20 protein-coding genes are annotated in these 24,511 nt (G+C 45.2%); 7 read left to right on the top strand and 13 right to left on the bottom strand.

What is annotated here, in order from left to right; genetic code table 11:
• Nucleotides 1–111: 111 nt before the first annotated feature.
• From RIC07_RS06660 to RIC07_RS06630, 7 genes are all read right to left on the bottom strand, one after another.
• Nucleotides 112–1,062 (bottom strand): phosphate ABC transporter substrate-binding protein, encoded by a 951-nt coding sequence (locus RIC07_RS06660; protein ID WP_446393836.1) that lies wholly within the window; start codon nucleotides 1,060–1,062, stop codon nucleotides 112–114.
• Between the two features lie 59 nt (nucleotides 1,063–1,121).
• Nucleotides 1,122–1,253 (bottom strand): hypothetical protein, encoded by a 132-nt coding sequence (locus tag RIC07_RS06655; RefSeq protein WP_446393835.1) that lies wholly within the window; start codon nucleotides 1,251–1,253, stop codon nucleotides 1,122–1,124.
• A gap of 98 nt (nucleotides 1,254–1,351) precedes the next feature.
• Nucleotides 1,352–2,386 carry a PstS family phosphate ABC transporter substrate-binding protein gene (locus RIC07_RS06650; RefSeq protein WP_446393870.1) on the bottom strand — a complete coding sequence of 345 codons (1,035 nt, stop codon included), beginning with the start codon at nucleotides 2,384–2,386 and terminating at the stop codon, nucleotides 1,352–1,354.
• Between the two features lie 395 nt (nucleotides 2,387–2,781).
• Nucleotides 2,782–3,807, bottom strand: a complete 1,026-nt coding sequence (locus RIC07_RS06645) for an ABC transporter permease (protein ID WP_446393834.1) — start codon at nucleotides 3,805–3,807, stop codon at nucleotides 2,782–2,784.
• Between the two features lie 228 nt (nucleotides 3,808–4,035).
• Complete coding sequence (locus tag RIC07_RS06640; protein ID WP_446393833.1) at nucleotides 4,036–4,293, bottom strand: BrnA antitoxin family protein; 258 nt, start codon at nucleotides 4,291–4,293, stop codon at nucleotides 4,036–4,038.
• Between the two features lie 5 nt (nucleotides 4,294–4,298).
• A complete protein-coding gene (locus RIC07_RS06635) occupies nucleotides 4,299–4,565 on the bottom strand; it encodes a BrnT family toxin (protein ID WP_446393869.1) in 267 nt (88 codons plus the stop codon).
• 80 nt (nucleotides 4,566–4,645) lie between these two features.
• Entirely contained in the window at nucleotides 4,646–6,298 is a 1,653-nt protein-coding gene (locus RIC07_RS06630) for an ABC transporter substrate-binding protein (protein ID WP_446393832.1), read from the bottom strand.
• A gap of 277 nt (nucleotides 6,299–6,575) precedes the next feature.
• Between RIC07_RS06630 and RIC07_RS06625 the strand changes: the two genes are divergently transcribed.
• The gene (locus RIC07_RS06625; RefSeq protein WP_044210115.1) at nucleotides 6,576–6,785 is read left to right on the top strand and encodes a hypothetical protein; all 210 of its coding nucleotides are present in this window, start codon (nucleotides 6,576–6,578) and stop codon (nucleotides 6,783–6,785) included.
• Nucleotides 6,786–7,173: 388 nt separating this feature from the next.
• Entirely contained in the window at nucleotides 7,174–9,831 is a 2,658-nt protein-coding gene (locus tag RIC07_RS06620; protein WP_446393831.1) for a CHASE2 domain-containing protein, read from the top strand.
• Between the two features lie 38 nt (nucleotides 9,832–9,869).
• On the opposite strand, the gene RIC07_RS06615 is transcribed toward RIC07_RS06620, so the two are convergent.
• Nucleotides 9,870–10,409 (bottom strand): pentapeptide repeat-containing protein, encoded by a 540-nt coding sequence (locus tag RIC07_RS06615; RefSeq protein WP_446393830.1) that lies wholly within the window; start codon nucleotides 10,407–10,409, stop codon nucleotides 9,870–9,872.
• A 283-nt stretch (nucleotides 10,410–10,692) separates the two neighbouring features.
• Between RIC07_RS06615 and RIC07_RS06610 the strand changes: the two genes are divergently transcribed.
• Together RIC07_RS06610 and RIC07_RS06605 are read left to right on the top strand one after the other, a co-directional pair.
• Nucleotides 10,693–11,688: a methyltransferase domain-containing protein gene (locus RIC07_RS06610; protein WP_446393829.1), complete on the top strand. Its 996-nt coding sequence runs from the start codon at nucleotides 10,693–10,695 to the stop codon at nucleotides 11,686–11,688.
• A 299-nt stretch (nucleotides 11,689–11,987) separates the two neighbouring features.
• Nucleotides 11,988–14,429, top strand: coding sequence for a WD40 repeat domain-containing protein (locus RIC07_RS06605; RefSeq protein WP_446393828.1), 2,442 nt, complete (start codon nucleotides 11,988–11,990; stop codon nucleotides 14,427–14,429).
• A 461-nt stretch (nucleotides 14,430–14,890) separates the two neighbouring features.
• Here RIC07_RS06605 and RIC07_RS06600 read toward each other — a convergent pair whose 3' ends face one another.
• The 4 genes from RIC07_RS06600 to RIC07_RS06585 form a co-directional block, all read right to left on the bottom strand.
• Nucleotides 14,891–15,280 carry a hypothetical protein gene (locus RIC07_RS06600; RefSeq protein WP_446393827.1) on the bottom strand — a complete coding sequence of 130 codons (390 nt, stop codon included), beginning with the start codon at nucleotides 15,278–15,280 and terminating at the stop codon, nucleotides 14,891–14,893.
• A 67-nt stretch (nucleotides 15,281–15,347) separates the two neighbouring features.
• Nucleotides 15,348–15,821: a hypothetical protein gene (locus tag RIC07_RS06595; protein ID WP_446393826.1), complete on the bottom strand. Its 474-nt coding sequence runs from the start codon at nucleotides 15,819–15,821 to the stop codon at nucleotides 15,348–15,350.
• Between the two features lie 8 nt (nucleotides 15,822–15,829).
• Entirely contained in the window at nucleotides 15,830–16,021 is a 192-nt protein-coding gene (locus RIC07_RS06590) for a hypothetical protein (protein WP_446376545.1), read from the bottom strand.
• A gap of 264 nt (nucleotides 16,022–16,285) precedes the next feature.
• Nucleotides 16,286–16,648, bottom strand: coding sequence for a hypothetical protein (locus RIC07_RS06585; RefSeq protein WP_446393825.1), 363 nt, complete (start codon nucleotides 16,646–16,648; stop codon nucleotides 16,286–16,288).
• An 83-nt stretch (nucleotides 16,649–16,731) separates the two neighbouring features.
• Between RIC07_RS06585 and RIC07_RS06580 the strand changes: the two genes are divergently transcribed.
• The 3 genes from RIC07_RS06580 to RIC07_RS06570 all read left to right on the top strand — a co-directional run bounded on the left by RIC07_RS06580 (nucleotide 16,732) and on the right by RIC07_RS06570 (nucleotide 23,347).
• Nucleotides 16,732–20,382 (top strand): PAS domain S-box protein, encoded by a 3,651-nt coding sequence (locus RIC07_RS06580; RefSeq protein ID WP_446393824.1) that lies wholly within the window; start codon nucleotides 16,732–16,734, stop codon nucleotides 20,380–20,382.
• Nucleotides 20,383–20,441: 59 nt separating this feature from the next.
• Nucleotides 20,442–21,536: a hybrid sensor histidine kinase/response regulator gene (locus RIC07_RS06575; protein WP_446393823.1), complete on the top strand. Its 1,095-nt coding sequence runs from the start codon at nucleotides 20,442–20,444 to the stop codon at nucleotides 21,534–21,536.
• 170 nt (nucleotides 21,537–21,706) lie between these two features.
• Entirely contained in the window at nucleotides 21,707–23,347 is a 1,641-nt protein-coding gene (locus tag RIC07_RS06570) for an amidase family protein (RefSeq protein ID WP_446393822.1), read from the top strand.
• Between the two features lie 115 nt (nucleotides 23,348–23,462).
• Here RIC07_RS06570 and RIC07_RS06565 read toward each other — a convergent pair whose 3' ends face one another.
• Entirely contained in the window at nucleotides 23,463–24,233 is a 771-nt protein-coding gene (locus RIC07_RS06565; RefSeq protein WP_446393821.1) for a sporulation protein, read from the bottom strand.
• Nucleotides 24,234–24,511: the final 278 nt, after the last annotated feature.

Below are 24,511 nucleotides of genomic sequence, written 5' to 3'. Positions count from 1 at the left end.
ATAAGGCAAGAAACCCCTTTTTTGCCCTGGCGACTAGAAGTCGCAGCTACACAAACAAAGTCCGCCTGCGCGGACTAGCTTATAAAGGGGGTGGCTAACCCGGATTTGGTATCACTGGTTAGTCGCCGCGATCGCACTTTGTCCTTGGGGTGAACCGACATAACCCAGAAAGGCTTGCACCTGCGGAGTTACAGGTTCTTTGTAGACGTAATAAAGTTCTCGTTGATAGGGATAAGTCGCCGCTTCTGGAGTTAACCCATCCACAGGTACAATTCGCACCGTTTGTTGATCTGCAACCTGTGCATACGTAGCATAACTAATTCCATCACTTCCCAATTGTCGCAAAATCGGAGTCGTTGCATCTTGCTGCATTGTCTCAATATTAGGTGTTGTCCCAAATTGCCCCCCATTAAGTACCAACTCTTGAAACGCCTGACGAGTTCCGCTAACTGGGGGGCGATTAATCACCCGAATCGGTGCTGAATCACCCCCGACTTGAGACCAATCGGTAATTTGTCCCTGAAAAATTTGCTGAACTTCCGCCTGAGTTAAGCCTCGTTGAAAGAGATTTTCCCCACCCACCACGATCGCGATCGCATCTTTCGTTACGGGTACAGCCACTAAGCCTTGGGACTGTTCTTTGGATGTCAGAGGACGAGAAATCGCCGCAATATCTGTACCTCCGGTTAACAGTGTCCGAATCCCCTGATCTGAACCCCCAGCTTGGGCTTCCACCGTTGTACCTTGAAACTGCTGTTCAAAACTTTGTTTCAAGGCTTGATTAATTTGCACCATACTTGTCGAACCTGCTATCCGAACAATTGTGCCACTAGGGACAGCTTGAGGCGGTGCAAAAGCACTATTTGGATTCGCGGCTGGCGTTCCCGGATTAGTCGGTTGAGTGGGTGGGGATGGATTTTGAGTAGAATTATTCTCACCTCCCATCAATCCTCCTAAATTCATCCCCGATTGACGGGTAAACCACCAAAAACCACCCGCTAATATAACAACTGTAATGACCAGCGCAGCAATAAGTGTTCCTGTTTCATTCTTCTGTGACATAATTAATAGTCATTCGTCATTTGTCATTTGTCATTTGTCATTTGTCATTTGTTGATTGTTCATGGTTCATGGTTCATTGTCGATTGGGAATCTTCTTCCCCATCTTCCCCATTTCCCTCATCTCCCTCATCTCCCTCATCTCTCCCTGCTCCCTCATCTCCCTCATCTCTCCCTGCTCCCACTGCTCCCACTGCTCCCCCTGCTCCCTCTGCTTCCCCTGCTCCCTCTGCTTCCCCTGCTCCCTCTGCTCCCCCTGCTCCCCCTGCTCCCTCTGCTTCCCCTGCTCAACTCAGCGCAAACTGACGAATCCAGCTTGGCTAATTAAGTCCTGACCCTGATTTGTAAGTAACAATCGCGCATACGCTTCTCCAGCTTGTTCATCAACTTGACCATTTTGTTTAACAATCACAAATAATCGACGAGTAATCGGATAACTTCCCGATTGAAACGCCTGCTTATTAAGCTGATTGCGCTGTCCGGGACATTGGGAAAGCGCCACAAAAGGTTCCTGGTAAGGAGAAACCAGTTCATCAGGCTTACGTCCAATCGGTAAAGATTTTATTGTACATTGAGGCACAACTTCAGGTGCAGAGGCGTAATAAATGCCGCCAGGATTATCCGCTAACGCTCTCAGGGCTTGAGTCGTGGTCGGGATAAACTCAACAGTCGTTCCAAACTCTTCTCCCTCTAAAATATTGTCCACAAAAAACTCAATTGTACCGCCTTCTTCTGGGCGTCTGGAATAAGGGATAATCGGTAAATCAGCACCCCCGACTTGATTCCAGTTGGTAATCTTACCCGTATAAATATCTTTTAGCTGACTAATCGTCAAACCCGGAATTTGCAGGTCAGGATTAACCGCAACGGCGATACCATCAATAGCGACAGGAATTTCTTTGAGAGTAAAGCCGCGTTGCTGGGCTTGGTCATATTCATCTTGTTTGAGTGGGCGCGAGGATTGGGAAAATGCCAGTTGGTTATTTAACAGCATCTTAATCCCTGTACCTGAACCCGGTGCGCCTGTTGTCGGATCAGTGTAACGCAATCGGAATTGGGGCCACACGGTTTGAATCGCAGGGTCTACGACTTCACGGATGGGCGCCCAAGTGGTGCTACCTCCATAGCTGAAGAGTCCTTCGGGTACACCTTGCACTTGGGCAAAGGTTTTAGCCTGTGGGGATGATTCGGGTGATTGACGATTGACCTGGCGGTTTGTGTTGATTAAGTCAGACTCACGGCTAAACCACCAAACTCCGCCCCCGACTAAACCGAGGGTAATCAGCAAGGCTAACACTAATACAGTCGTTTCGTTTTTCTGAGACATGCGATCGCGAGTTCCAGTCGCCAAATCACCAATTACCTCTAGCTTACCTGGCAATCGTCAAGTTTTTTCCCATCCCCCTTGTCTCCCTTATCCCTCTAGCTTTCCTAAGCCAATATAGTCAACTCGCCATCTGGTTTTGGAGTCAGTCAGATATAAATTGAAGTAGGTTGGGTCGAGGTACGAGACCCAACAAACGTTAGCTGGAACCTCTTAGGTTGAGCGAAGTCAAAACCCAACCTGCCAAAGTCATACCAAATCCGGGGAACGCTACCCCCGTTATAACCCAGTCCGCGCAGGCGGACTTTGTTTGTGTAGCAGCGATTTCAATCGCCGTGGCTTTGTTTGTGTAGCAGCGATTTTAATCGCCGTGGCGGGGGTTATTAAACAATGAACAATCAATAGCGAATACGGGGGTCAATTAAGGCATTGATGATATCAATCGCAATACTCGCTATCACCACAATCCCCCCAAAAAACACCATAATTCCCTGCACCGTCGGGTAATCTCGTAACTGAATCGCTTCATATAATCGATTGGCTAATCCGGGCCAAGAAAAGGTCACTTCTGTTAACACCGCACCCCCTAGCAACGATGCAAACGTAAGTCCCATTACCGTAATCACCGGAATCAACGCATTTTTCAACGCATGATGCAGCAGAATCGTCCGTTCCTGAATCCCTCTAGCGCGTGCGGCTTCCACATAATCAGCCTTCAGCGTTTGCTTGAGATTCACCCGGACAATACGCTCAAAAATTCCACTTAGGAGAATTCCTAAGGTTAACGAGGGTAGAGTTAAATAATATAACGCCGTCAAAAATTGGTTGAAATTACCGTTCAACAGACTATCAACCGTATACAGTCCAGTGAATCCTGTGGGCGGAGTTACTGATGCCGGAAATCGTCCACCCAGGGGAAACCATCCTAACTGTACGGCAAAGATTAATTGTACAATCATTCCTGCCCAAAATATCGGTAAGGCGTAGGTAATAATTCCGAATAGTCGTCCCCCTAAATCAAAAACAGTACCCGGACGAGAGGCGGAAAAAATACCCACACTAATTCCTACCGTTATCGCGACAATCATACTACATACCGCTACTTCTGCCGTCGCGGGGAAATACTGCTGAATTACTTGCAAAACGTCTCGTCCTTGGTCACTAATTGAACTGCCTAAATCCAGGCGGAGTAAACTGGATAAATAATTCACATACTGTACGGGTAGCGGTTGATTTAATCCCAACCGTTCCCGAAATTCGGCTTTTACACTTTCAGGCGCACGATTACCAATGACCGCATCAATGGGATCTCCTGGCGTAGCGCGGAGGAGTAAAAATACGATAGTAACAATCGTCCACATCATTAACGGTGCCAGAAGCAACCGGGCGATGACATAGTAGAGTAAAGCACGAGAACGAGACATCGGAATTCAAATTATGGCGAGTAGGATTAACACAGGTTTATCGTTGGGTGCATGTTAAACCCAACATCCACAACCTGTAGGGGCGCAAAGCTTTGCGCCCATAAAATTGACAAATCTAATCCACAATTGTAGTTGTGTTACACAGTAGGGGTCTTCCGTACTTAGTGTGCTAAACTAACGGAACAGGTATCCAAAAGATAAAGGGGGATTTCTTAAGCGGATTTGATATCAACGTTCAATACGCTCAAGTTCTTCACGCACAACTTTGCGTAAGGTGTCCTCCAAAGATTGGCGGTTTTGCTGAATATGCTGGCGTAAGGCTTCATTAATCAAGGTTTGGTAGTTTCCTCCACCTGCATTATGAACTTGCTCACGAAACCACGCGAGAATTTCATTATCTAGCCGGATTGTGATGCGGGTTTTGCCTAATGATGTTGGGTCAATCGCACCCCGTTTTCCTTGACTAAAGTCATATTCTGCATCCATGACGATTATCCCTCCTCATACTGCTGTCGTTCTTGCCGAGTTGCTTTTCGGGCAGAAATAATCCGAATCTCATCATCCCGCAGCGTGTAGACAACTACCAATATTCTGCCAAAAGCATCCATCCCAATTGTGACGAATCGTTCTTCATCAAACCGCTCGTCTAGAATGGAAATTGCCAGAGCATCCGAGAAAACAGATACTGCATCAGCAAAGTCGATGCCATGTTTACGAAGATTGGCTGTTGCCTTGTCCCGATTCCACTGGTAAACCATCTCAATTATAATATGCACATCTGCACATAACCGTCTGAACCAGTTTATCCGGTCGAAATCACGGCGCTAAGATGACAGGCTTAAGCGCTTTTATCAACTTGCCAAAACGAGACACCAATAATTGGGTTAATTTCTACGTTCTGTAAGTTGTCTTGAGCAAACGCAAATTCTTTTTTCTGCAACAAAGGAACTAACGGTACATCTTGAGCAATTAGCTCTTGAATTTGCTCAAATAGTTCTTGTCGCGCCTGGGGATCTTGTTCCTTTCGTTGAGCCTCAATGAGTTGGTTCATTTTCTCACTGTAATAGAAGAAACCTTGGCTTTGACTCGCCCCTTCCTGACATCCCGTTTCCGCTGATCCTTTCGTACAACTGAAAAAGGGACTGATGTAATTATCTGCATCGCCAAAATCAGGAAACCAAGCGACTAAATAGCTGGGATAAATGCCTTTGGGAATATTACCAAAGAGGGTAGCAGATTCAACAGCTTGCGGTTGAACTTGCATCAAACCCTCCATTTTTTGCTCGGCATATTCCTTGAGAAGCGTAACAATTTGTTGGCGCTGCGGGCTATCTGAACTATACCAAATTTCCAATACAAACGGATTTTCAGCAGAAAACCCTGCCTCGGTTAAAAGTTCTTTTGCCTTTTCCACATTACCATCCCCATACGGTTCCTTAAATACAGGTTTGCTGGTGGCAAAAGTGTCGGGTATAATACTGTAAGCGGGTTCCGCTTGACCCCGATAGACGCGATCAATGATTAACTGACGATCCACTAACGCCGCGATCGCTTGTCGGACTTCTACCTGATCTAAGGGTTTCTGCTTGACATTTAGCACCATGTAGTCTACGCGACTGCTGGGCTTTTCTAGCACCTGATACCCTTTCGATTCAGCATCCTCTTTGAGACTGAGAATTTGATCAGCACCTAAGTCACGATAGGCAATATCAACGGCACCTGTGGTAAAGGAATTATACAAGTTAGCGGGACTGCTGAGAAACTGAAAGTCAATGCCTTGATTGGGTGGTTTTTCTCCCCAATAGTCCTCAAATACATCCACTTTGACTAAATTTGGCTCAAAGGAAACCAGTTTATAGGGACCTGTTCCCACAAAATCATTGGGTTTAAATTTGCCTTGCCCAATTTCATAAGCTTGAGGCGAAACTGCACTTAATCCAGGAAAGGCTAGTAGGTAAGGGAAGGGAGCAAAGGCGTTTTTTAGCTTAATTGTGAGTTCGTATTCCCCTGTGGCTTCTACGGATTCCATGATGTTAGAAAGTAGGGCGGAAGGTTTACCCCCGTTTTCACTAAACCGCCTCAAGGAAAATGCCATGGCGTCTGCGTTAAAAGGTGTGCCATCATGGAATGTAACGCCCTGACGCACAGGAATCGTGTAGGTTAACCCATCATCACTGACTTGCGGGAGTTCTGTCGCCAGTTGAGGAATAAGCGTATCTGTATCCCCCTCGTAGGTATAGAGGCGATCGCCTAAGCTGGTAATAATATCGCTAATCGCCACTTCATAGGCATCAGCCGGATCAAGGGTTCGGGGTTTGGCAACAGAACCCACAGCGATGCGTTCAGGGCTAGTGATGCTAGTGACGGAACTTACAGCATTATCGGTGGGTGTATTTTGCCCACCACAACTAATAATCAGGATACAACAGCAGCAGAATAAACCGAGAAATTGAATAATCTGCCGTTTCTGACGAGATAAGGGAAATTTCATAATGTAAGTAGGTGGATACAATTAAAGTTAACGGTTGAGATTAGGGAACAGGGAACAGGGAACAGGGAACAGGGAACAGTAAGGGTTTGAAGACGATTTACAACACTTGATTCGCTTCTCGACAGGCTTGAAAGCGTTGGCGTGAGGCGTTGAGGGTTGCGATAACTCCTTGTTGGGTGTCGAATAATTTTTGTTTTATTTTAATCATTCACCTATTGCCATCCGTTCGATACTTAAGTCAAGATCGTAATTATATTTGATGAAAGGGTTAAAGCTCATGACCATTTCTGCGGATACAGTATTTTCAAATTTACAGAAAATTGACCAAGTTGATCCGGTAACCAGTGCTATCTACCGAGAACAAGCCCAAGAGGTATTGGCTACGCCATCGATCACGCTGAAACTTCGATCCGCGATCGCGGATCGACTCAACCGCGCTAATAACGATTTAGCGCTGCATACCGTAGGCAGCGAAGATAGTTACTAGGTTAGGTTAAGTCAAACTGCTTGAGCCACGATTCAACTGAATTTAAGCTGAATGTTGCTGACTTGAGGCTGATGGGCAATGCCCACCCTACTGGCGTGGCACACCTTAATTGATGGATTAGAATTGGTTCGTAGTGAGGGCTTCAGCCCTCTCCAGCTAAGCGTTATAGCACTCTTCGTGCTTACTACAAACAAAACCCTATTTTAGCTGTGCCACGCCACTACGGTCTATCAAATTTCGGCTAGTTTAGTGGGAATTTAAATCTATGGGGTTGAGTCAAACTGCTTGAGCCACGATTCAGCTTGAGTTGAGCTACAGTAAGGAATAGAGAATGATTCGCCATAGCAATCAGGGGACTACTCATGTTAATTTTGATTGCTCATCCTAAATGTGGCAAAAGCTCAAGCAGAATATTTCTCAATGGCAAGGGGTACTGATCACTGCCCCCACTGTCGCCGGATTGGTGATCGCTACGGCTTGGACGGGTTCGTTTCAGCTTCTCGAATGGGCAACACTTGACCAATTTTTTCAGCAGCGTCCCCAAGAAGCTGTTGATCCCCGGATTCTGGTAGTAACCATTGATGAGTCTGATATTACCCAGATTGGAACGTGGCCCATTCCTGATCAGGTCTTAGCACAGTTACTTAGAAAAATAAACGCCCAACAGCCTAGGGCGATTGGCGTGGATTTATACCGTGATTTGCCAGTCGAACCGGGTCATCAGGAATTAGTCGAGGTATTTAAGTCTACACCAAATCTGATTGGTGTGGAAAAAGTTGTCGGAGAGACAGTTGCACCATCGCCAACCCTAAAACAACTGGATCAAGTGGCGATGGCTGATTTAGTCTTGGATGCGGATGGCAAAGTTCGTCGCGGATTGCTGTCTGTGCAACTAGACGATGAGTCCATCTACTTGGGATTAGGGGTAAAGCTGGCGTTAATGTATCTAGAAGCCGAAGGGATTACCCTGCAAATGACGGATGAAGCCAAGAGTCATTTGCAGTTGGGTAAGGCGGAATTTGTGCCATTGACGGGGAATGAGGGGGGCTATGTTAATGCTGATGTGGGTGGCTATCAGATCCTATTAAACTATCGCGGACCGAGAGAGAACTTCCAAACTGTATCCATTGCTGATATTTTAGAGAATCGGATACCACCAGATTTGATGCGCGATCGCATTGTTCTGATTGGCGCTACCGGACAAAGTGCTAACGACTTATTTTTTACACCCTATAGTCAAAATACCATCGGTTCGCGTCAGCAAACACCGGGCGTGATTATTCATGCCAATATCGCTAGTCAGATCATTAGTGGGGCGATGGCGGGACGCCCTTTAATTAAGGCGATTGATGGACGCCCTTTAATTCCCTTCATTGATAGAATAAACCAACTGTCTTGGCTGACAATTTGGATTGATCCAGTCGAGTGGTTATGGATTGTCGTCTGGTCTTTTATTGGTGCGGGAGGAAGTTGGAAACTCCAACAAGCGAACCAATTTGCGGATAGGATTTTTCCCCGATGGATGGTTGTCGGTTTCGGCACGTTCTTTATGGGTAGTATCCTGGTGGTTGGCAGTTATGGGGCGTTTCTCGTTAACTGGTGGTTACCCGTGGTTTCGCCGCTGGTGGCGTTGATCGGATCATCAATGGCGATCGCGCTTTACCAAACCTGGGAACTACAGCGCTATAATGCTGACTTAGAAATTTTACTCGAAACCACCACGGCTCATTCCGATGCGATTGAGGAGGAGTTACATCAACAAGCCGAAGAAGCCGCACGGGAAAGTGAACGCCGATTAGCCCAATTTTTGGAAGCGGTTCCGGTTGGGGTAGCGGTATTAGATGCAACCGGAAAAACCTATTACCTGAATCAACGGGCGCAACAGTTAATGGGTAAAGGTGTGGTTCCGGATACCTTTGCTGAACAATTTGCTGAGGTCTATCAATTTTATATTGCTGGCACTGAACAACTCTATCCGGCGGAATTATTGCCCGTCGTGCAAGCGTTAATGGGAGAAAGCGCCACGGCTGATGACATTGAAATTCACCAAGGCGATCAAATTATTCCTATTGAAGCCTGGGGTATCCCGATTTTTGATGAAGGGGGCAAAGTCACCTTTGCGATCGCGGCGTTTCAAGATATTACTGAACGCAAAAAAGCTGAAATTGAACGCAAGGATTTCACGGCTCAACTCCTGCAACTGAATCAGGCTTATGAACGTTTTGTCCCGGAAAATTTCCTGAAATTACTTGACAAGAAAAGTATTGTCGATGTCAAACTCGGCGAAGCGGTGCAGAAGGAAATGTCGATTTTATTTTCGGACATTCGTTCTTTCACCACTCTCTCGGAACGGATGAGTTTAGAGGATAATTTTAAATTTATCAATGCCTATCTGTCGCGCATGGAACCCGCTATTGTCGAACATGATGGCTTTATTGATAAATATATCGGTGATGCGATTATGGCGCTATTTAACGGTAGTGCTGATGATGCGGTTCGCGCCGGAATTGATATGTTAAATCGGTTGACTGATTATAATAAAACGCGGCGACGCCCAGATCGTCCCCCGATTCAGATTGGGATTGGGATTAACACGGGTTCGCTGATGCTGGGAACCGTGGGCGGACATAATCGCATGGATGGTACAGTGATTAGTGATGCGGTCAATTTAGCCGCTCGATTAGAACAGCTTACCAAAGAGTATGGGGTATCCTTATTAATTTCTCATCACACATTTTTACAGCTAAATCATCCGGTTGAATATGCCTTTCGGATCATCGGTCAAGTTCAGGTTAAGGGCAAACGGGAAATGGTCTCTGTTTTTGAAATATTTGAGGCAGATCCACCAGAACTGCGCTCGGTAAAGTTAATGACAAAGCCTGATTTTGAGAAGGCTTTATTTCTGTATAGTACTCGTTCATTTAAAGAAGCCGCCCAAATTTTTCAAGAGTGTTTACAGATTAATCCCGTTGATCAAGTCGCTCAAATTTATTTAGATGCTTGTCAGAAACAAGGGGAAGATGACAATTTACCCTCTACAACCTAACACTGCCGCCATCAAAAGACTTATTTAACAAGCTAGAGTTAGTCTATAGCAACATTTTCTGTAAAGTATTTTAGCAACAATTCATCAATAATCTTATCCTTATGCAAGAAATCTCTTAAAGATTTTTCCATCTTTGTATCCTCTAATATAGCTTGACTAAAATCAGTCTTATGGACTTTGCAGTCAAGCAAAGAGGCTTGGGAAAGGTTAGCTCCACTCAGGTTAGCATAGCAGAGGTCAGCATAGCGAAGGTCAGCATGACGCAAGTCGGCTCCCGTTAGATCGGCATCACGCAAATTAGCTCCAACTAAGGATGTAGAATAAAAAGATGCCCCAATCAGTTTTGTCTTTCTCAGTTGTGCCCAATTAAGGTATGCTTGAGAAAAATTTGCTGCACTTAGATCACTTTCACCGAAGTCAAGTTGACCGAGGAATGCACTACTGAGGTTAACCCCAGAGAATTTTCCTCGAAAGATTGCTTGAGTGAGATCTGGTTGGATGAGAGGATTTTGGAAGCGCCAACAATTCCAAACGTCAGTACCTTGCCGTAAAATGCTTACATGGTTTTTATCTGGCATGATTAAAAAAACAATTATTTTTGATAAAATAATACTCGCATTATAAAAGTAGGGTAATTTACTTGTTTGGGAATTAATAAATCTTATTTTTAATAACTAGGACACCATCAACAAGCTAGCGCTTGGGATCGCCGAAATCCTTGATATACCGTAGGATGGCTACTACCCATTAGCCTGAAGCTGTTCGGCATTTAACACCTTAATGTCAATAATGACAAAATTCTCGTAGTGCGAGCTTGCACTAAATTATTAACAGGGTCAACAATTTGAGGGTTTTACTTGTATGAATTTCGTTTTTCCCGTTCTGGGACTTCTACTAGGACTCTTCGCGATCGCGATCCTACTCTATCTCGTTACGGGTCGCCGCTATCAATCCTCTGAATCGGTGGTCAATTCTTATGACCAATGGACAGAAGATGGTATTTTAGAGTTTTACTGGGGCGAACATATCCACTTAGGGCATTATGGCTCACCGCCTCAACCCAAGGATTTTTTAGCCGCAAAATCAGATTTTGTGCATGAAATGGTGCGTTGGGGAGGACTCGATAAATTATCCCCAGGAACGAGTGTTTTAGATGTGGGGTGTGGCATCGGCGGCAGCAGTCGTATTTTAGCACGGGATTACGGGTTTGCTGTAACCGGAATTAGCATCAGTCCCCAACAAATAAAACGCGCTCAAGAGTTAACGCCAAAGGACTTAGATGCGACGTTTTTAGTCAATGATGCCATGGCAATGTCTTTCCCAGATGCCAGTTTTGATGTGGTTTGGTCAATTGAAGTGGGTCCTCATATTCCCGATAAAGCTCTTTTTGCCAAAGAATTAATGCGGGTACTCAAGCCTGGTGGTATTCTGGTTGTTGCTGACTGGAATCAACGGGATGATCGCCAGAAACCACTTAATTTTTGGGAGCGTCCGGTGATGCAGCAACTTTTGGATCAGTGGTCTCATCCAGCGTTTTCCAGTATAGAAGGGTTTTCGGAACGGTTGCAGGAAACCGGACTGGTTGAGGGTAGTGTAGCAACGGCAGATTGGACAGAGGAAACGCTTCCATCTTGGCTTGATACTATCTGGCAAGGCATCATTCGACCGCAGGGATGGCTACAGTTTGGTCTATCAGGTTTTATCAAGTCTGTGCGAGAAGTGCCGACTATTTTATTGATGCGGCTAGCCTTCGGTTCTGGGCTTTGTCGATTTGGCATGTTTCGCGCTATTCGAGCCAATTCTCCAGCCAATTTAACCGAAACCGTCTCAACTCAAGCTGTGGCGACAGAACGGTAATGAATCAAATTTGACTCTAAGCAAGATCCCCGACTTCTCCCAGAAGTCGGGGATCTGTCTGTGTACCTCGGTGGTATAAGGTTTATTTGGCTTCTGCTGTGCTGATCGTGTTTTTCTTGACATGGGGATATGACCTATCCCTGCTATCCTTAGATTTTGTGAAAACTGGATCGATCCCGATATGACTCGAATAAGCCTGGAGTAGAGGTACAGTATGTTCCCTACAGATAGTGGTTCAACGGTACAGCAAGCGTAAGTCCTGACTATTCAGGTTAATGTTGCCTCTAGATATAATTGTTATGGAGCCGTGGTTAAAATTACTTCTGCAATGGGCTGTCCCTGTTTTTAAGACCCTGGTCTATCTGAAAACGACCAATCAATTTAATGGTATACCCTTAAACGAAAAACCAACATCTGAACCCAAACCTCTTATCTTACCCTATCAAGGGGTCGATGAAGTCCCTCAAGGGGAAAAACTGGTGGCAATGGGGCAACATTTTGCCAATAAACTGCCAGATGTGATCAACGCGATCGCGCAAACCGTAGATGACACGGATCACCTAGAACAGCAGCGCTTCCAGCAACAGAAAGCCCTTCAGCAGCAACTCGTCGCCGAACATCGCCAAACCCTATTCAAACTCGCCGCCTATCAACGGGAAACCACCCTCCAGTTACCGGAAGTCCATAAAATCCTCGATCATTGGCCCCTGCGCCTGTTCCCCTCCCAACTCCTCGAACCGCATCGCCCCAATCGCCCGATTCCGCTACGAATTTTTATTGCCCCTCCTCAGGTTCAGTTTGAACGGTTTGGGGAGATGAACTCAGAAGTGCCAGAAATTGAACTGGGTTTGGCGCAACGATTGCGAGAATTCTTAAGTCAACATTATCCCCTGCATTCTCAAGTGAGACCCACTGAATTTTTAGGCGGGGCGTGGGAGAGTAAGCGGTTTCATAGTGAATCGAGTATTAAGGCGCTTTTTAGTTTATTAAAATCTGAACCTACCTTAATTTTAGAGTCGGAAATTGATGGCGATTTTCTGATTTTTCGCCTCGCTTATTGGGGATTGGGGCAAGACAGTTATTGCTATTCAACGTTATGTAAGTTTTCCTATCGAGATTTTATCTATGAATCAACAAGATCCAGAGCATTGAAATGGAAAACCACGCGAGATAAACTCCTGGCATTGGGAAAGAGTATTGAAGATATTAATGCCAAAGGCGGCGACAATGCGATTAATTTAGCCTATTTAGAAGAAGCCGAAGAATTACAGCAAGCCGGAATTGATCCGGGTGAATTGATTTTTCCCTATAAAGTGAACCGCCGCGATTGGGACAACTTTTGCCAGTTTTTAAGCACCTGTCACTGTTTAGTGGCGGGCTGGGTGGCGGATATTCACCATCTGGTTCACTCGGATGTACCGCCGCTTTTGCCGGAATTATTACCGCCATTAATTGCGGAAGTCTCTGATCCGAATTTAGTCCAAGTGGTGATGCAAACCACTCTTTCAATTTATCAAGAGGTGTTACAGTCTCTGGTTAGTGAACGCCCTTACTGGGAACCGGAACTGAGTTTAAAACTGGCACAGAGTTTAACCTGTTTACCCGATAAATCCTGGGCAACAATACAGATTAAATCGTCTCTGAAAGCGTGGCTGCAACAACGGAAACAGCCGCATCGAGAAGGCTTACAGGCATTTGAAGCAATGCGATTGGTATTAACCCAACAGGATTACAACTATTGCCAGATGCTGCAATCCTGTTTAGCCGCCGTGGGCGATGAACAGGGGGCAAATCAAGTCCAGGAATTGCTAGAGGCGATCGCATCCCGTCAACAGTCGCAGACGTTTGCTAATCTGGGCTTAACCTCCACGTTCACGGGACTCAGTGGCAAAGTAAGCGCGATCGCGATTCATCCCCATGGACGTACCCTGTTAAGTTGTGGGGGTGACAGTACGATTAAGATTTGGGATATTATCAGCCTGAATTCGACACCTATTCAGCAATTAAATGGGCATTCGGGTGGCGTTTTAACCCTTACCCTTAGTCGCGATGGGCAGATTTTAGCCAGTAGCGATCAGTCAAAAAATCGCAGTTATATTAAAGTCTGGAATCTACATCAGGGTAAACTGCTGTGGACGCTTTCGGGACATCGCAAGCAGATTCATTCCCTAGCAATTAGTCCGGATAATCACACCCTAGCGAGTGGTTCCCACAAAATTAAGTTATGGAACTTAAACACAGGAGAACCCTTCCGCACGCTATTTGGGCATAAAGAATGGGTGTATTCCTTGGCGATTAGTCCCGATAGTCAAAGTTTAGTCAGTGGAAGTGGGGATAAGACGGTTAAGATATGGAAATTGGCAACAGGAGAACTACTGCGGACGCTGAGTGGACATAAAGCCAGTGTCAGGGTGGTGGCGATTAGTCCCGATGGGCAAACGATTGTCAGTGGGAGTGAGGATAAGACGATTAAGTTATGGGATTTTGAGACGGGGAAACTCCTGACTACATTAACCGATCATACAGGAGCGGTGTACGCGATCGCGCTAAGTCCAGATGGTGAATATCTGATTAGTGGGAGTGAGGACAAGACAATTAAGGTTTGGCATCTGCATCGGGGAGAACTCATGCAAACCCTTGAGGATCATACCGCCCCAGTATACGCCCTTGCCATTGGTGCTGATGGACTCCTTGCTAGTGGGAGTGAGGATAAGACGATTAAATTATGGCGTCCCCTATAAAAGTTTTGAACAGGGGCGCTACCTGTAGGGGTACAACAGTGTTCATTAGAGCGAAAAAACGTAGGGTGGGTTAGGCGGGTTTTAAACCGAAGCGATAATCATTTAATCAACGCTCCGCCGTAACCTACCGATGTTAAATGAACAAGATATTATTCAATCAATAGTTCAGATAATAATCCTGAATTTTGTTGGTTTTCCTACGTCAAGCCAACCGACACACATCAAAAAAAGTAGGGTGGGTTAGGCGGGAATTTAAACGTAATTGATAACCATTTAATGAACGCTCCGCCGTAACCCACCGATGTTAAATGGACAAGATATTATTTAATCAATAGTTCAAACAATAATCCTGAATTTTGTTGGGTTTAGCGAAGTCGAAACCAAACCTACAACTCCTAAAATTACGGAATAGATGGCACGGTTAAATCGGGCGCACGTCAGTGCGCCCCTACGTGGATTTATTATTTGACAACGTTGTTAACCTCCGAGTTGATCTGAATGTCTGCCTGCTCTTCCAGAATAAAAACTGTACCGAGTAAAGCTGTGGCAATCATCAATAAAAATCCGGAAATTACTAAACCATTGGCAACAGTCCAGAGGGGATGTTTACGACGCTCTTGCTGAAGGCGATCGCGACCACGTTTTTCCCTCCCCATCAATAGCACCCAGTAAAAGCCTCCTTGGGGAAATGGCATCGATAACCGCAAATCAACAGTATGTTTTTTCGATGCACGACTCCCGAAGGTTTGTTTGAGTATTTCCAGTTGAGTCGGATTAAACGTTGCCGCCGTTTTCGCGGGAATTCGAGCGAAAAATTGTTCAATGAATGGATCTGGTTTTGACGGTTTCATACAATGCAAGTTTGGCTTAATCGAGTTGCGAAAACAAATTTATTTAAAATAAAATACAAAAAATGGGTTAAAATAGAGGATTGTGGTCACTGTCCCAACATTGCCCCTCTGACCAGGTTCTATTGGTTTTTTGGCATTGTTCTGAATTAGTAATCCACGGCAGACTGGCAGGATAAGCCGTGGTGGGAAGACGGAAGGATTTGAAGGAAGCGAAGAAGACTGAAACTGAGGCATAGGTGGAGGTTAGCAATAACGAAAAAAAAGCCGTAATCAATACAATATTGGCAGGCGTCCATAGCGGAAATTGAGAACGTTCAGCACGCCGCCGTTGAGGAGAGCGAGATTCTCGTCCGCCTAACAAAACGAGATAAAAGCGGCATCCAGGAATCGGTAAAGTTAAGCGGATATCAACCGGATGCGTTTTCCAAGGGCGGGGACTAAAGGCATATTTAATTGCCTCTAACTGTTCTGGTGTGAATGTCTGGAGTGTTTCCGCAGGAATTTGGGCAAAAAAGGGGTCTGAAAAAGGGGTCTTACTCATGGTTCGGCTTATAGTTCTCGTGTAGCAATCCAACTCGCGATCGCAAAAAATAAATTCGATAAATCCAAGCACCCCAAAATCGCTGGTGAGTCAGTTCCAGTTAACAAATTTTCAACTAATTGAGCCTTGTCTTCCAGCGGAAGTTGTTCAACCAGTTGCTTCACCTCTGCCAATAAAATAGAATGTTGATGAACCCGCATAAAACATCACCTTGACTCTAAATCAATCCTAGAGATATTTGGCTTATTTTTCCTCCGGGAAATTACACAAAAAAATAGGGCTGATAATTCGCTGATTCCGCAATTACTCGGACATATAGCGCTTACGCGCCAGGGAATAGGCAATAGGCAACACCTCGGCTTACCTCGACTTACCTCGGCTTCGCTCGGCAACACGCTCGGTAACACGCTAGGTACAAGTCGCTCAGGGTCAAGCGATTTGAATTTTTCTTTTATGTCCTAACCTTAGTGCGTAGTGCTATACAAGAAAGCAAGAGAGCAGGAGTGCAGAGGTGCAGAGGTGAAAACGACAAATGACAAATGACAAATGACAAATGACCAATGACAAATGACAAATGACCAATGACCAATGACAAATGACCAATGACCAATGACCAATGACCAATGACCAATGACCAATGACCAATGACAAATGACCAATGACCAATGACCAATGACCAATGACCAATGACCAATGACCAATGACCAATGACCAATGACCAATGACCAATGACCAATGACCAATGACCAATGACCAATGACCAATGACAAACCCTCAGAAAAAATACGGTGAATGAGGACAATCGGGTTCTCAGAGTCCGTAAACATACGGATGTCAAATCCAGTTGACTTGACGTTTGATAAAAGATAAGACCCCAGACTCCTCTATCGTTACACTTCTGAAGTTTGCCATGTCACTCCTAGACCTCTCCCTCTCGTCATTACCGTTAGAGGCGGTAATTGATCCCTATCCCTTGAGTGTTGCACCAGAGACAACCTTGAGTGAGGTTATCCGTCTGATGGCTCAAGAAGCTGGATGTGATTGCACCATCTGTTTATCAAACACATCTACCGAGAGTTATCATCCCTTACCCGATTGGCGTTTGATGAAGCAGGCGAGAACCAGTTGTGTTTTAGTCATGCAGGGAATGCAACTGCTGGGTTTGTTGACAGAGCAAGATTTTGTCCGGTTAGCCGCGTTGGATATGAATTTAGACGCACTGACGGCGGCTGATGTGATGACTCGGAAATTAGTCACTCTAAACGCATCAGACTGTCAAGATGTAACAATCATCCTCAACTTGTTCCAGCAACATGGTATTCATCATCTACCCATACTCAATAAAAGTGGTTATCTGTTGGGAATTGTCACTCCCCATAGAATGCGCCACCTCCTACAAATGACGGATGTAATGGGGTTACATTCGGTTGCTGAAGTGATGACAAATCAGGTGATTTGTGCGCCTCCTACAGCACCCGTGCAAAAGTTAGCTCAGTTGATGGCAACTCATGGTGTTGGTTACGTGGTGATTGTTCGACAGAGGGAACAGGAAACAGGAGAGACGGTTACAGATTTAGACGTTTCCTATTCGTTATCGTTTCGTCAATCCCCTATTCCCATGGGGATTGTTACAGCCGACGATATTGTTCAGTTTCAAACATTACCCTTAGATTTTCAACAGCTTGATGCCCAAACGGTGATGAGTTCGCCGTGGTTTAGCATTCGTCCTGATGATTTTTTAGGTACAGCTTATCAACGGATGCAACAGTGGCACACCCAGCAATTGGTTGTCTTAGGAAATCAGGGAGAATGGCAGGGGATGATTGACCAGAACAGCTTGTTGCGGGCGATAAACCTGAATGGCAAAACCTTCTCGTTTCTCAATCCAATTTTGCCCTCTATTTCTCCGGCTAACGCTGAACTAACTCCTCAAACTGATACCCAGTTAACACTCAGTCAGGGCGGGTTTTGTACAAACGATACTATCAATAGCGAAAAGAAAATTCCTAAACCCGCCCCTACAAACCAGGTTCCATACGAGAGTCGCGAAGGGTCAACACTCAACACTCAACACTCAGCCAAGGAACACCTGCTTTACAGCATATCGTCGCGAATTCGTCAATCTCTGCACCTTGAAGACATTCTCAAAACCACCCTGCAAGAAGTACGAGAATGGCTTCAAGTTGACCGGGTACTAATTTATCGATTTCACTCCGACTGGAGTGGTACAGTAATGGTAGAATCGGTGGGTGCTAAATGGGAGTCCCTGTCTGGCGTGGTTGTCCATGATCCCTGCTTTGAAAAAACAAGTGTTGAGTCTTACAAAAACGGTCGTATCCAAGCCACAGCCGATATTTATACCGCTGGACTCACCCCTTGTCATGTTGAACTTTTAGCCAGCTTACAAGTTCGCGCCAACTTAGTGGTTCCTATCATTAAAGACGATGAATTATGGGGACTGCTGACGGCTCAACAGTGTCATGCACCTAGACAGTGGCAAACGTCAGAAATTGAGTTACTGCAACAGTTAGCGGTACAGGTAGGAATTGCGATTCAACAAGCTAGCCTATTTGAGCAGGTGCAAATGGAACTCATCCAACGTAAACGAGTGGAATTAGAACTACAACAGGCGAAACAAGAACTAGAACGCCGGGTTGAAGAACGCACGGCTCAATTGCAGCAAAGTAATCAAAAATTACAGCATGAAATTGCCGAACGTCAACAGGTAGAAACCCAATTGCGACAAAAGTTAGCAGCGATTGAAGCCACCACAGAAGGAATTGCGATTCTTAACGCTAAGGGGGAGTATACGTATCTCAACCCCGCCCACGTTCAACTGTTTGGATATAATACCTCGGAAGCGTTGCTGGGGAAGTCTTGGCGACATCTGTATCCTCCAGAGGAAATCATTCGATTTGAACGCGATATTTTTCCCATTTTGCAGCAACAGGGCTATTGGCGCGGTGAAGCTGTGGCGCTACGTCGAAATGGGAGTACGTTTGCTGAGGAAGTGTCTCTAACGTTAACCCCAGATGGGGATTTTATTTGTATCTGTCGCGATATTACCCAACGTCAGCAAACGGAAGCGGCGCTGCGAACTAGCGAAGAACGATTCCGCTCAACCTTTGAACAGGTGACGGTGGGAATTACCCATACCGGATGGGACGATCGCTTTTTGCGGGTGAATCAAACCTTTTGCGATATTGTCGGATATACGCTGGATGAATTGTTGACAAAAACCTTTGTGGATATTACCCACCCCGATGACGTTGATACCGATAAACACTATGTTAACCAATTATTAGCGGGTGAGATTAAGACATTCTCCATGGAGAAGCGCTACATTCGCAAAGACGGCTCAATTGTTTGGGTGAATCTCACGGGTTCATTGGTGCGGAAGTCTACCGGGGAATTGGACTATTTTGTCGGTGTGATCGAAGATATTCGCGATCGCAAGCGCACCGAGGCGGCGCTACAAGAGAGTGAACAACGGTTTCGCCAGCTTGCGGAGAATATTCATGAGGTGTTCTGGATTACCGATGTGGCAAAGTCCCAGATGATATATGTTAGTCCAGCCTATCAACAAATCTGGGGTCGCAGTTGCCAAAGTATTTATGACAATCCTTTATCCTTTGTCGAAACGATTCATCCAGAGGATCGAGAACGGGTGATGGCGGCGTTTGCCAAACAGGGTAGGGGAGAGTATCACGAAGACTATCGGATTATCCAGCCTGGAGGTGAACAGCGTTGGATTCGCGATCGCGCGTTTCCGGTTTATGATGCCTCTGGACAAGTTTACCGGATTGTGGGGATTGCGGAAGATATCACCGAGTATAAGCAAGCCGAACAGGAAATTCGTCAAGCTTTAGCACGGGAACAGGAACTCAATGAACTCAAATCCCGGTTTATTTCCATGACCTCCCATGAGTTTCGCACACCTTTAACCACAATCCTCAGTTCTACCGAATTACTTAAATATTATTCTTCTAAGTTCACGGAAGAGAAAAAACAGATTCATTTTGAGCGAATTCAATCCAATGTCCATCATATCACTCAGATGCTGAATGATATCCTCTTATTAGGTAAAGCCGAAGCTGGAAAATTAGACTTTAACCCAGCTCAGATGGATGTACGACAATTTTGTCAACAGTTGGTTGAGGAGTTTCAACAGGGAATCGGTCACCGACATTCTCTGTGCTTTACTCATCAGGGGCAATTGACACCCGTTTCCCTTGATGAGAAATTACTGCGCCATATCCTGGGTAATTTATTATCAAATGCGCTGAAGTATTCACCGATTGAGCGTCCGGTTTGTCTGGAACTCACTTGTCGCCACAACGAATTAATTTTCCGCGTCAAAGACCAAGGCATCGGCATTTCTGAAACCGACCAACAACGGCTCTTTGAATCATTCCATCGCGGCACCAATGTAGGAAATATTTCCGGGACAGGCTTGGGACTATCGATTGTCAAAAAAGCTGTAGATAGACATGGAGGTACAATTAGCTTGGAGAGCAAACTTGGTGTCGGGACAACGTTTACAGTAGTGATTGGTCTTTAATTATTGGTTATTGAAGTCGGATGATTCCATAAAAAAGCAACTGAACTGAGGTAAAATGTATGAATACAATTTTAATTATTGAAGACGAAGAAGGGATTAGAGAGAACATTTATGAACTGTTATCAGCCGAAGATTTTGAGGTACTTTTGGCAGAAAATGGTAAAACAGGCATCCAGTTGGCGCAACAGCAACGACCGGATTTAATTATCTGTGACATTATGATGCCAGAAGTGGATGGATATGGGGTGTTAACACAGCTACGCCAAAATCTTTCCACCGAAGCCATTCCGTTTATTTTTCTTACCGCTAAATCCGCCAAAGCTGATCTGCGTCAGGGGATGGAATCTGGTGCAGATGATTATTTAAGTAAACCCTTTACTAGAGAAGCGTTACTGAGAGCGATCGCGGCGCGATTTGAGAAACAAGGCGTTCTAGAACGACAATCCCAAAAGAAGTTAGATGAGTTGCGCGGTCAAATCTGCCATTCCCTCCCCCATGAGTTATATACACCCCTAAATGGAATCATCGCCTCATCCAGTTTCTTTATTAATGAATACGATGATATTGACCGAGATGAAGCCCTAGAAATATTACAAGATATTCACACATCCAGTCAACGGTTATATCGGCTGACAAAGAACTTCTTACTCTATGCCGAACTGGAATTAATGGCAAATGATCCAGCACGGCTTCAGGCACTACAGAGTCGTGAGGTCAAAACGGACAGTCAACCCCTAATTTTTGAGGTCGTTCATCAAAAAGCCAAACAAGTTGATCGAGAAGCAGATTTAGAGTTAAATCTGCAAGGAACCAAGATTTATATGTCAGAAGCGAATCTGCGGAAATTGATTGAAGAACTGATTGATAATGCGTTTAAATTTTCCCCACCTGGAACCGCCGTTAGCATCTGCGATCGCGTCGAGCAAAATCGGGTCATTCTCACCATTACTGATCAGGGACGGGGGATGACATCGGAGCAAATCGCCAATCTGGGAGCCTACATGCAGTTTGAGCGCAAACTCTATGAACAACAAGGGTCAGGATTAGGGTTAGCGATCGCCCAGCGTTTAGCTCAATTACATGGAGGAGAGTTAACCATTGACAGTAGTCCAGGAAAGGAAACAACGGTGCATGTAAGTTTAGCTGGGGAATGAGGATTGACTACCCCACTGTAGAGACGTTGCATGCAACGTCTCTACAAGGGGAGAAAAGGGTAAGATAACACAGCCATCTGATCAAGCCGTTTTTGAATGGATTGTACGTTGACCAATAAAGGTTTGTGTTTTTATATGGTACTATTTAGCGAGATAAAAACAGACAATGAATGAAAAAACGCCAGTCTAACTTATCAAAACTCACGCATCAAGCCATTGCTGTTTTGTCAGTCGTTGGCTTCAGCGGGTTTCCCCTATCGGCAATAGCTGAAACCTTCCGACTGAGAGAAGCAACGGTATCGGATGTTAACCAAGCGTTTGATCGTGGGGACTTGACGTCTGAACAATTGGTGCAACTCTATCTAAACCGCATCCAAGCTTATGAGGATAAAAATGCTGAGATTAATGCGCTAATTTCGATCAATTCCAATGCACTGGCTGAGGCAAAAGATCTCGATCGAGAGCGGCAAGAGAAAGGCAAGCGTAGCCCGTTACACGGAATCCCGATCATCCTCAAAGATAACTATGATACAGCCGGTATGCCGACTACGGCAGGCTCGGTTTTGCTCAAAGGATCTGTGCCACCAGACGATGCTTTTACAGTCCAGAAGCTACGTCAGGCGGGGGCGATCATTCTCGCCAAAGCCAACATGAGCGAGTTCGCTTCATCGGATGGCTGGCTTGGGTATAGTTCTTTGGGCGGGTTAACCTTAAATCCCTATAACTTGAGTCGCAATTCTTCCGGCTCAAGTGCTGGTAGTGCTGCGGCGATCGCGGCTAACTTCGCGATGTTAGCAACGGGAACGGATACATCCGGTTCGATTCGCGCCCCCGCATCAGTCACTGGTATTGTAGGTATCAAACCGACTCAAGGGTTAGTCAGTCGGGATGGCATTGTACCTCTTACCCTTTCCTTCGATACAGCCGGATCAATGGCGCGAACGGTGAAAGATGCCGCGATCGCTCTTGGCATTATGGCAGGCGTTGATACCAATGATTACCGTACTTTAGAGAGTGAGGAAAAATCACACCAGGATTACACCCCATTTCTCAAGGCAGATGCTTTGAACGGCGCTCGAATTGGAGTGGCTATTGATTTCCAAGGGGGAAACCCAGAAGTAGACGCCTTAACCAAGGCGGCGGTTGCCAAGCTGAGGGAACTCGGTGCAACGGTGGAGGTTGTAGACTTTTCACCCCAGCTCGAAAATCTTTGGTCTTTAATGAAGCAGGTGACGGCGGCGGAATTTGAACCGCAGATTGAAAACTACCTTAAGACTCTTAACCCTTCGTTTCCCGACAACTTAGAGAGCATGATTTCTTTGAGCTTGTCTAATCGGATTGCTAATTCAATGCAGGCATTAAATCCCGGTCGCATTCACGGCTTTAAGGAATCGCTAGAACATCGAGAATTAGCTGATATTGAATACCTCAGTATCATCCATTTTGAGTTTCCCAAAGTCCGTCAAGAGATTTTGGGCATTATGCAAGCTCAAAGGCTTAATGCGATCGTTTTTCCGACGATGCTTTGTCCGGCTAGTCCTTTGTACACGATCCAAAATGATCCCACTTACCAGTGCAATGTAGACGATCCCTATACACCAGGGTATTTAGCCAACGTCTCTGGTTTCCCAGGAATTTCTGTACCGATGGGCTTTACTGAGCAGGGATTACCGCTAGGATTGACCTTTTTTGGCGCTCCTTATACTGAGCAAGAATTGCTGGGATTTGCTTACGCTTATGAACAAGCGACCCAGTTTCGACGCCCTCCAACAAATACACCTTCCTTATCCGGTGAAACTTTTGATTATTGATGCCAAAAGAAGATGAGCCTCCGCGATTGCCAAATCTCCCCCAAAAACGGGGGTGAAACTGTTCCTTGTTCCCTGTTCTCTCCCCTCACCCCAAAACTTATTCAGCCGACTCTAACTATAAGTAACCTTGAATTGTACTATCTAAAATCGCCTCAATATCCGTTAGCGGACTGGTCAGATAATCCGATGAAATTTGCACACGGGCATAGCGTTCATCCATATCAAAGGCTTCTTGTAAAAACCCCCCAAAACCTCGCGCCCGTTTATCAATTTCCAGGAAAACATCTAACAAGTCGTCTGATTGGAGTGAAAACACGATTTCCAGTTCATCCAACTGTCCCTGATACTGTCCAATCGGTCGAAATTCAAACTCTTGGACAAAGGGAACGTTTCCACCTAAATAAGGATTATACTCACAATCGACTTTACGAAGTTGAAACCCTAGATTTTGACAAGCTTCCAGCACCAATTGCATTAAGGGATGGGGGCGCACCTCTATATAATCAGTGTCTTTCGGATCAACTGCCATGGAAATATCCAACCCAGTTCGCACATAAACAGGTTGATGTCCCAGCGTCAATGGTGTTTCATAAGGAAGTGGGAAGGAAAAGGGAATAACTTTGGTTTCTTGAGGATGTAAGTCAAAGCGCTCACTCAGACAATACTTGACTAATTCGCAGGTTTCTGTCGTTGTTGTATCCTCATATTCCCGTTTGTATTCCGTCTCAACATAGAGGTAAATATCATCAATCTCTTGGTCAGACTCTCCACCTGTAATATGAACCTCTCCATGGAGCATTTCACCCGGAACCAAAGACGCTACTGATAGGCGAGTATCAACGGTGGCGGCACCAATTCCTACTCTGGCGAGAAATTTTTTAAACATGATTCTGATATGGTTTTTATAATGATAATACTCTATTATATCACTTTCGTTTAGGTAAGCTGTCATACATTTCAATTGGGTATTAGTAGCGAGCAAGATGCTCGCACACCAACGATTTCGCCATAATTGATATTAATGTTTAAATGCCGAACAGCTTAAACCATCTAAGTAGGTGGGGACAATTAAAGTTAACGGTAGGGATCGTCATTCGTCATTCGTCATTCGTCATTTGTAAGGGTTTGAGGCTTGTTAACATAACTTAACATGGTTGAGTTTAT

The organism is Coleofasciculus sp. E1-EBD-02, from assembly GCF_040218245.1.
Classification (GTDB): Bacteria; Cyanobacteriota; Cyanobacteriia; order Cyanobacteriales; family Coleofasciculaceae; genus Coleofasciculus.
The sequence above is the reverse complement of the archived record's forward strand: the minus strand, read 5'-3'. Positions and strand labels throughout refer to the sequence as shown.

Bases quoted from the DNA above. Each gene is read 5' to 3' on its own strand.
- RIC07_RS06660 (WP_446393836.1), bottom strand. From the start codon at position 1,062: ATGTCACAGAAGAATGAAACAGGAACACTTATTGCTGCGCTGGTCATT.
- RIC07_RS06650 (WP_446393870.1), bottom strand. From the start codon at position 2,386: ATGTCTCAGAAAAACGAAACGACTGTATTAGTGTTAGCCTTGCTGATT.
- RIC07_RS06645 (WP_446393834.1), bottom strand. From the start codon at position 3,807: ATGTCTCGTTCTCGTGCTTTACTCTACTATGTCATCGCCCGGTTGCTT.
- RIC07_RS06640 (WP_446393833.1), bottom strand. From the start codon at position 4,293: ATGGATGCAGAATATGACTTTAGTCAAGGAAAACGGGGTGCGATTGAC.
- RIC07_RS06635 (WP_446393869.1), bottom strand. From the start codon at position 4,565: ATGGTTTACCAGTGGAATCGGGACAAGGCAACAGCCAATCTTCGTAAA.
- RIC07_RS06630 (WP_446393832.1), bottom strand. From the start codon at position 6,298: ATGAAATTTCCCTTATCTCGTCAGAAACGGCAGATTATTCAATTTCTC.
- RIC07_RS06625 (WP_044210115.1), top strand. From the start codon at position 6,576: ATGACCATTTCTGCGGATACAGTATTTTCAAATTTACAGAAAATTGAC.
- RIC07_RS06620 (WP_446393831.1), top strand. From the start codon at position 7,174: ATGTGGCAAAAGCTCAAGCAGAATATTTCTCAATGGCAAGGGGTACTG.
- RIC07_RS06615 (WP_446393830.1), bottom strand. From the start codon at position 10,409: ATGCCAGATAAAAACCATGTAAGCATTTTACGGCAAGGTACTGACGTT.
- RIC07_RS06610 (WP_446393829.1), top strand. From the start codon at position 10,693: ATGAATTTCGTTTTTCCCGTTCTGGGACTTCTACTAGGACTCTTCGCG.
- RIC07_RS06605 (WP_446393828.1), top strand. From the start codon at position 11,988: ATGGAGCCGTGGTTAAAATTACTTCTGCAATGGGCTGTCCCTGTTTTT.
- RIC07_RS06600 (WP_446393827.1), bottom strand. From the start codon at position 15,280: ATGAAACCGTCAAAACCAGATCCATTCATTGAACAATTTTTCGCTCGA.
- RIC07_RS06595 (WP_446393826.1), bottom strand. From the start codon at position 15,821: ATGAGTAAGACCCCTTTTTCAGACCCCTTTTTTGCCCAAATTCCTGCG.
- RIC07_RS06590 (WP_446376545.1), bottom strand. From the start codon at position 16,021: ATGCGGGTTCATCAACATTCTATTTTATTGGCAGAGGTGAAGCAACTG.
- RIC07_RS06585 (WP_446393825.1), bottom strand. From the start codon at position 16,648: ATGTTTACGGACTCTGAGAACCCGATTGTCCTCATTCACCGTATTTTT.
- RIC07_RS06580 (WP_446393824.1), top strand. From the start codon at position 16,732: ATGTCACTCCTAGACCTCTCCCTCTCGTCATTACCGTTAGAGGCGGTA.
- RIC07_RS06575 (WP_446393823.1), top strand. From the start codon at position 20,442: ATGAATACAATTTTAATTATTGAAGACGAAGAAGGGATTAGAGAGAAC.
- RIC07_RS06570 (WP_446393822.1), top strand. From the start codon at position 21,707: ATGAAAAAACGCCAGTCTAACTTATCAAAACTCACGCATCAAGCCATT.
- RIC07_RS06565 (WP_446393821.1), bottom strand. From the start codon at position 24,233: ATGTTTAAAAAATTTCTCGCCAGAGTAGGAATTGGTGCCGCCACCGTT.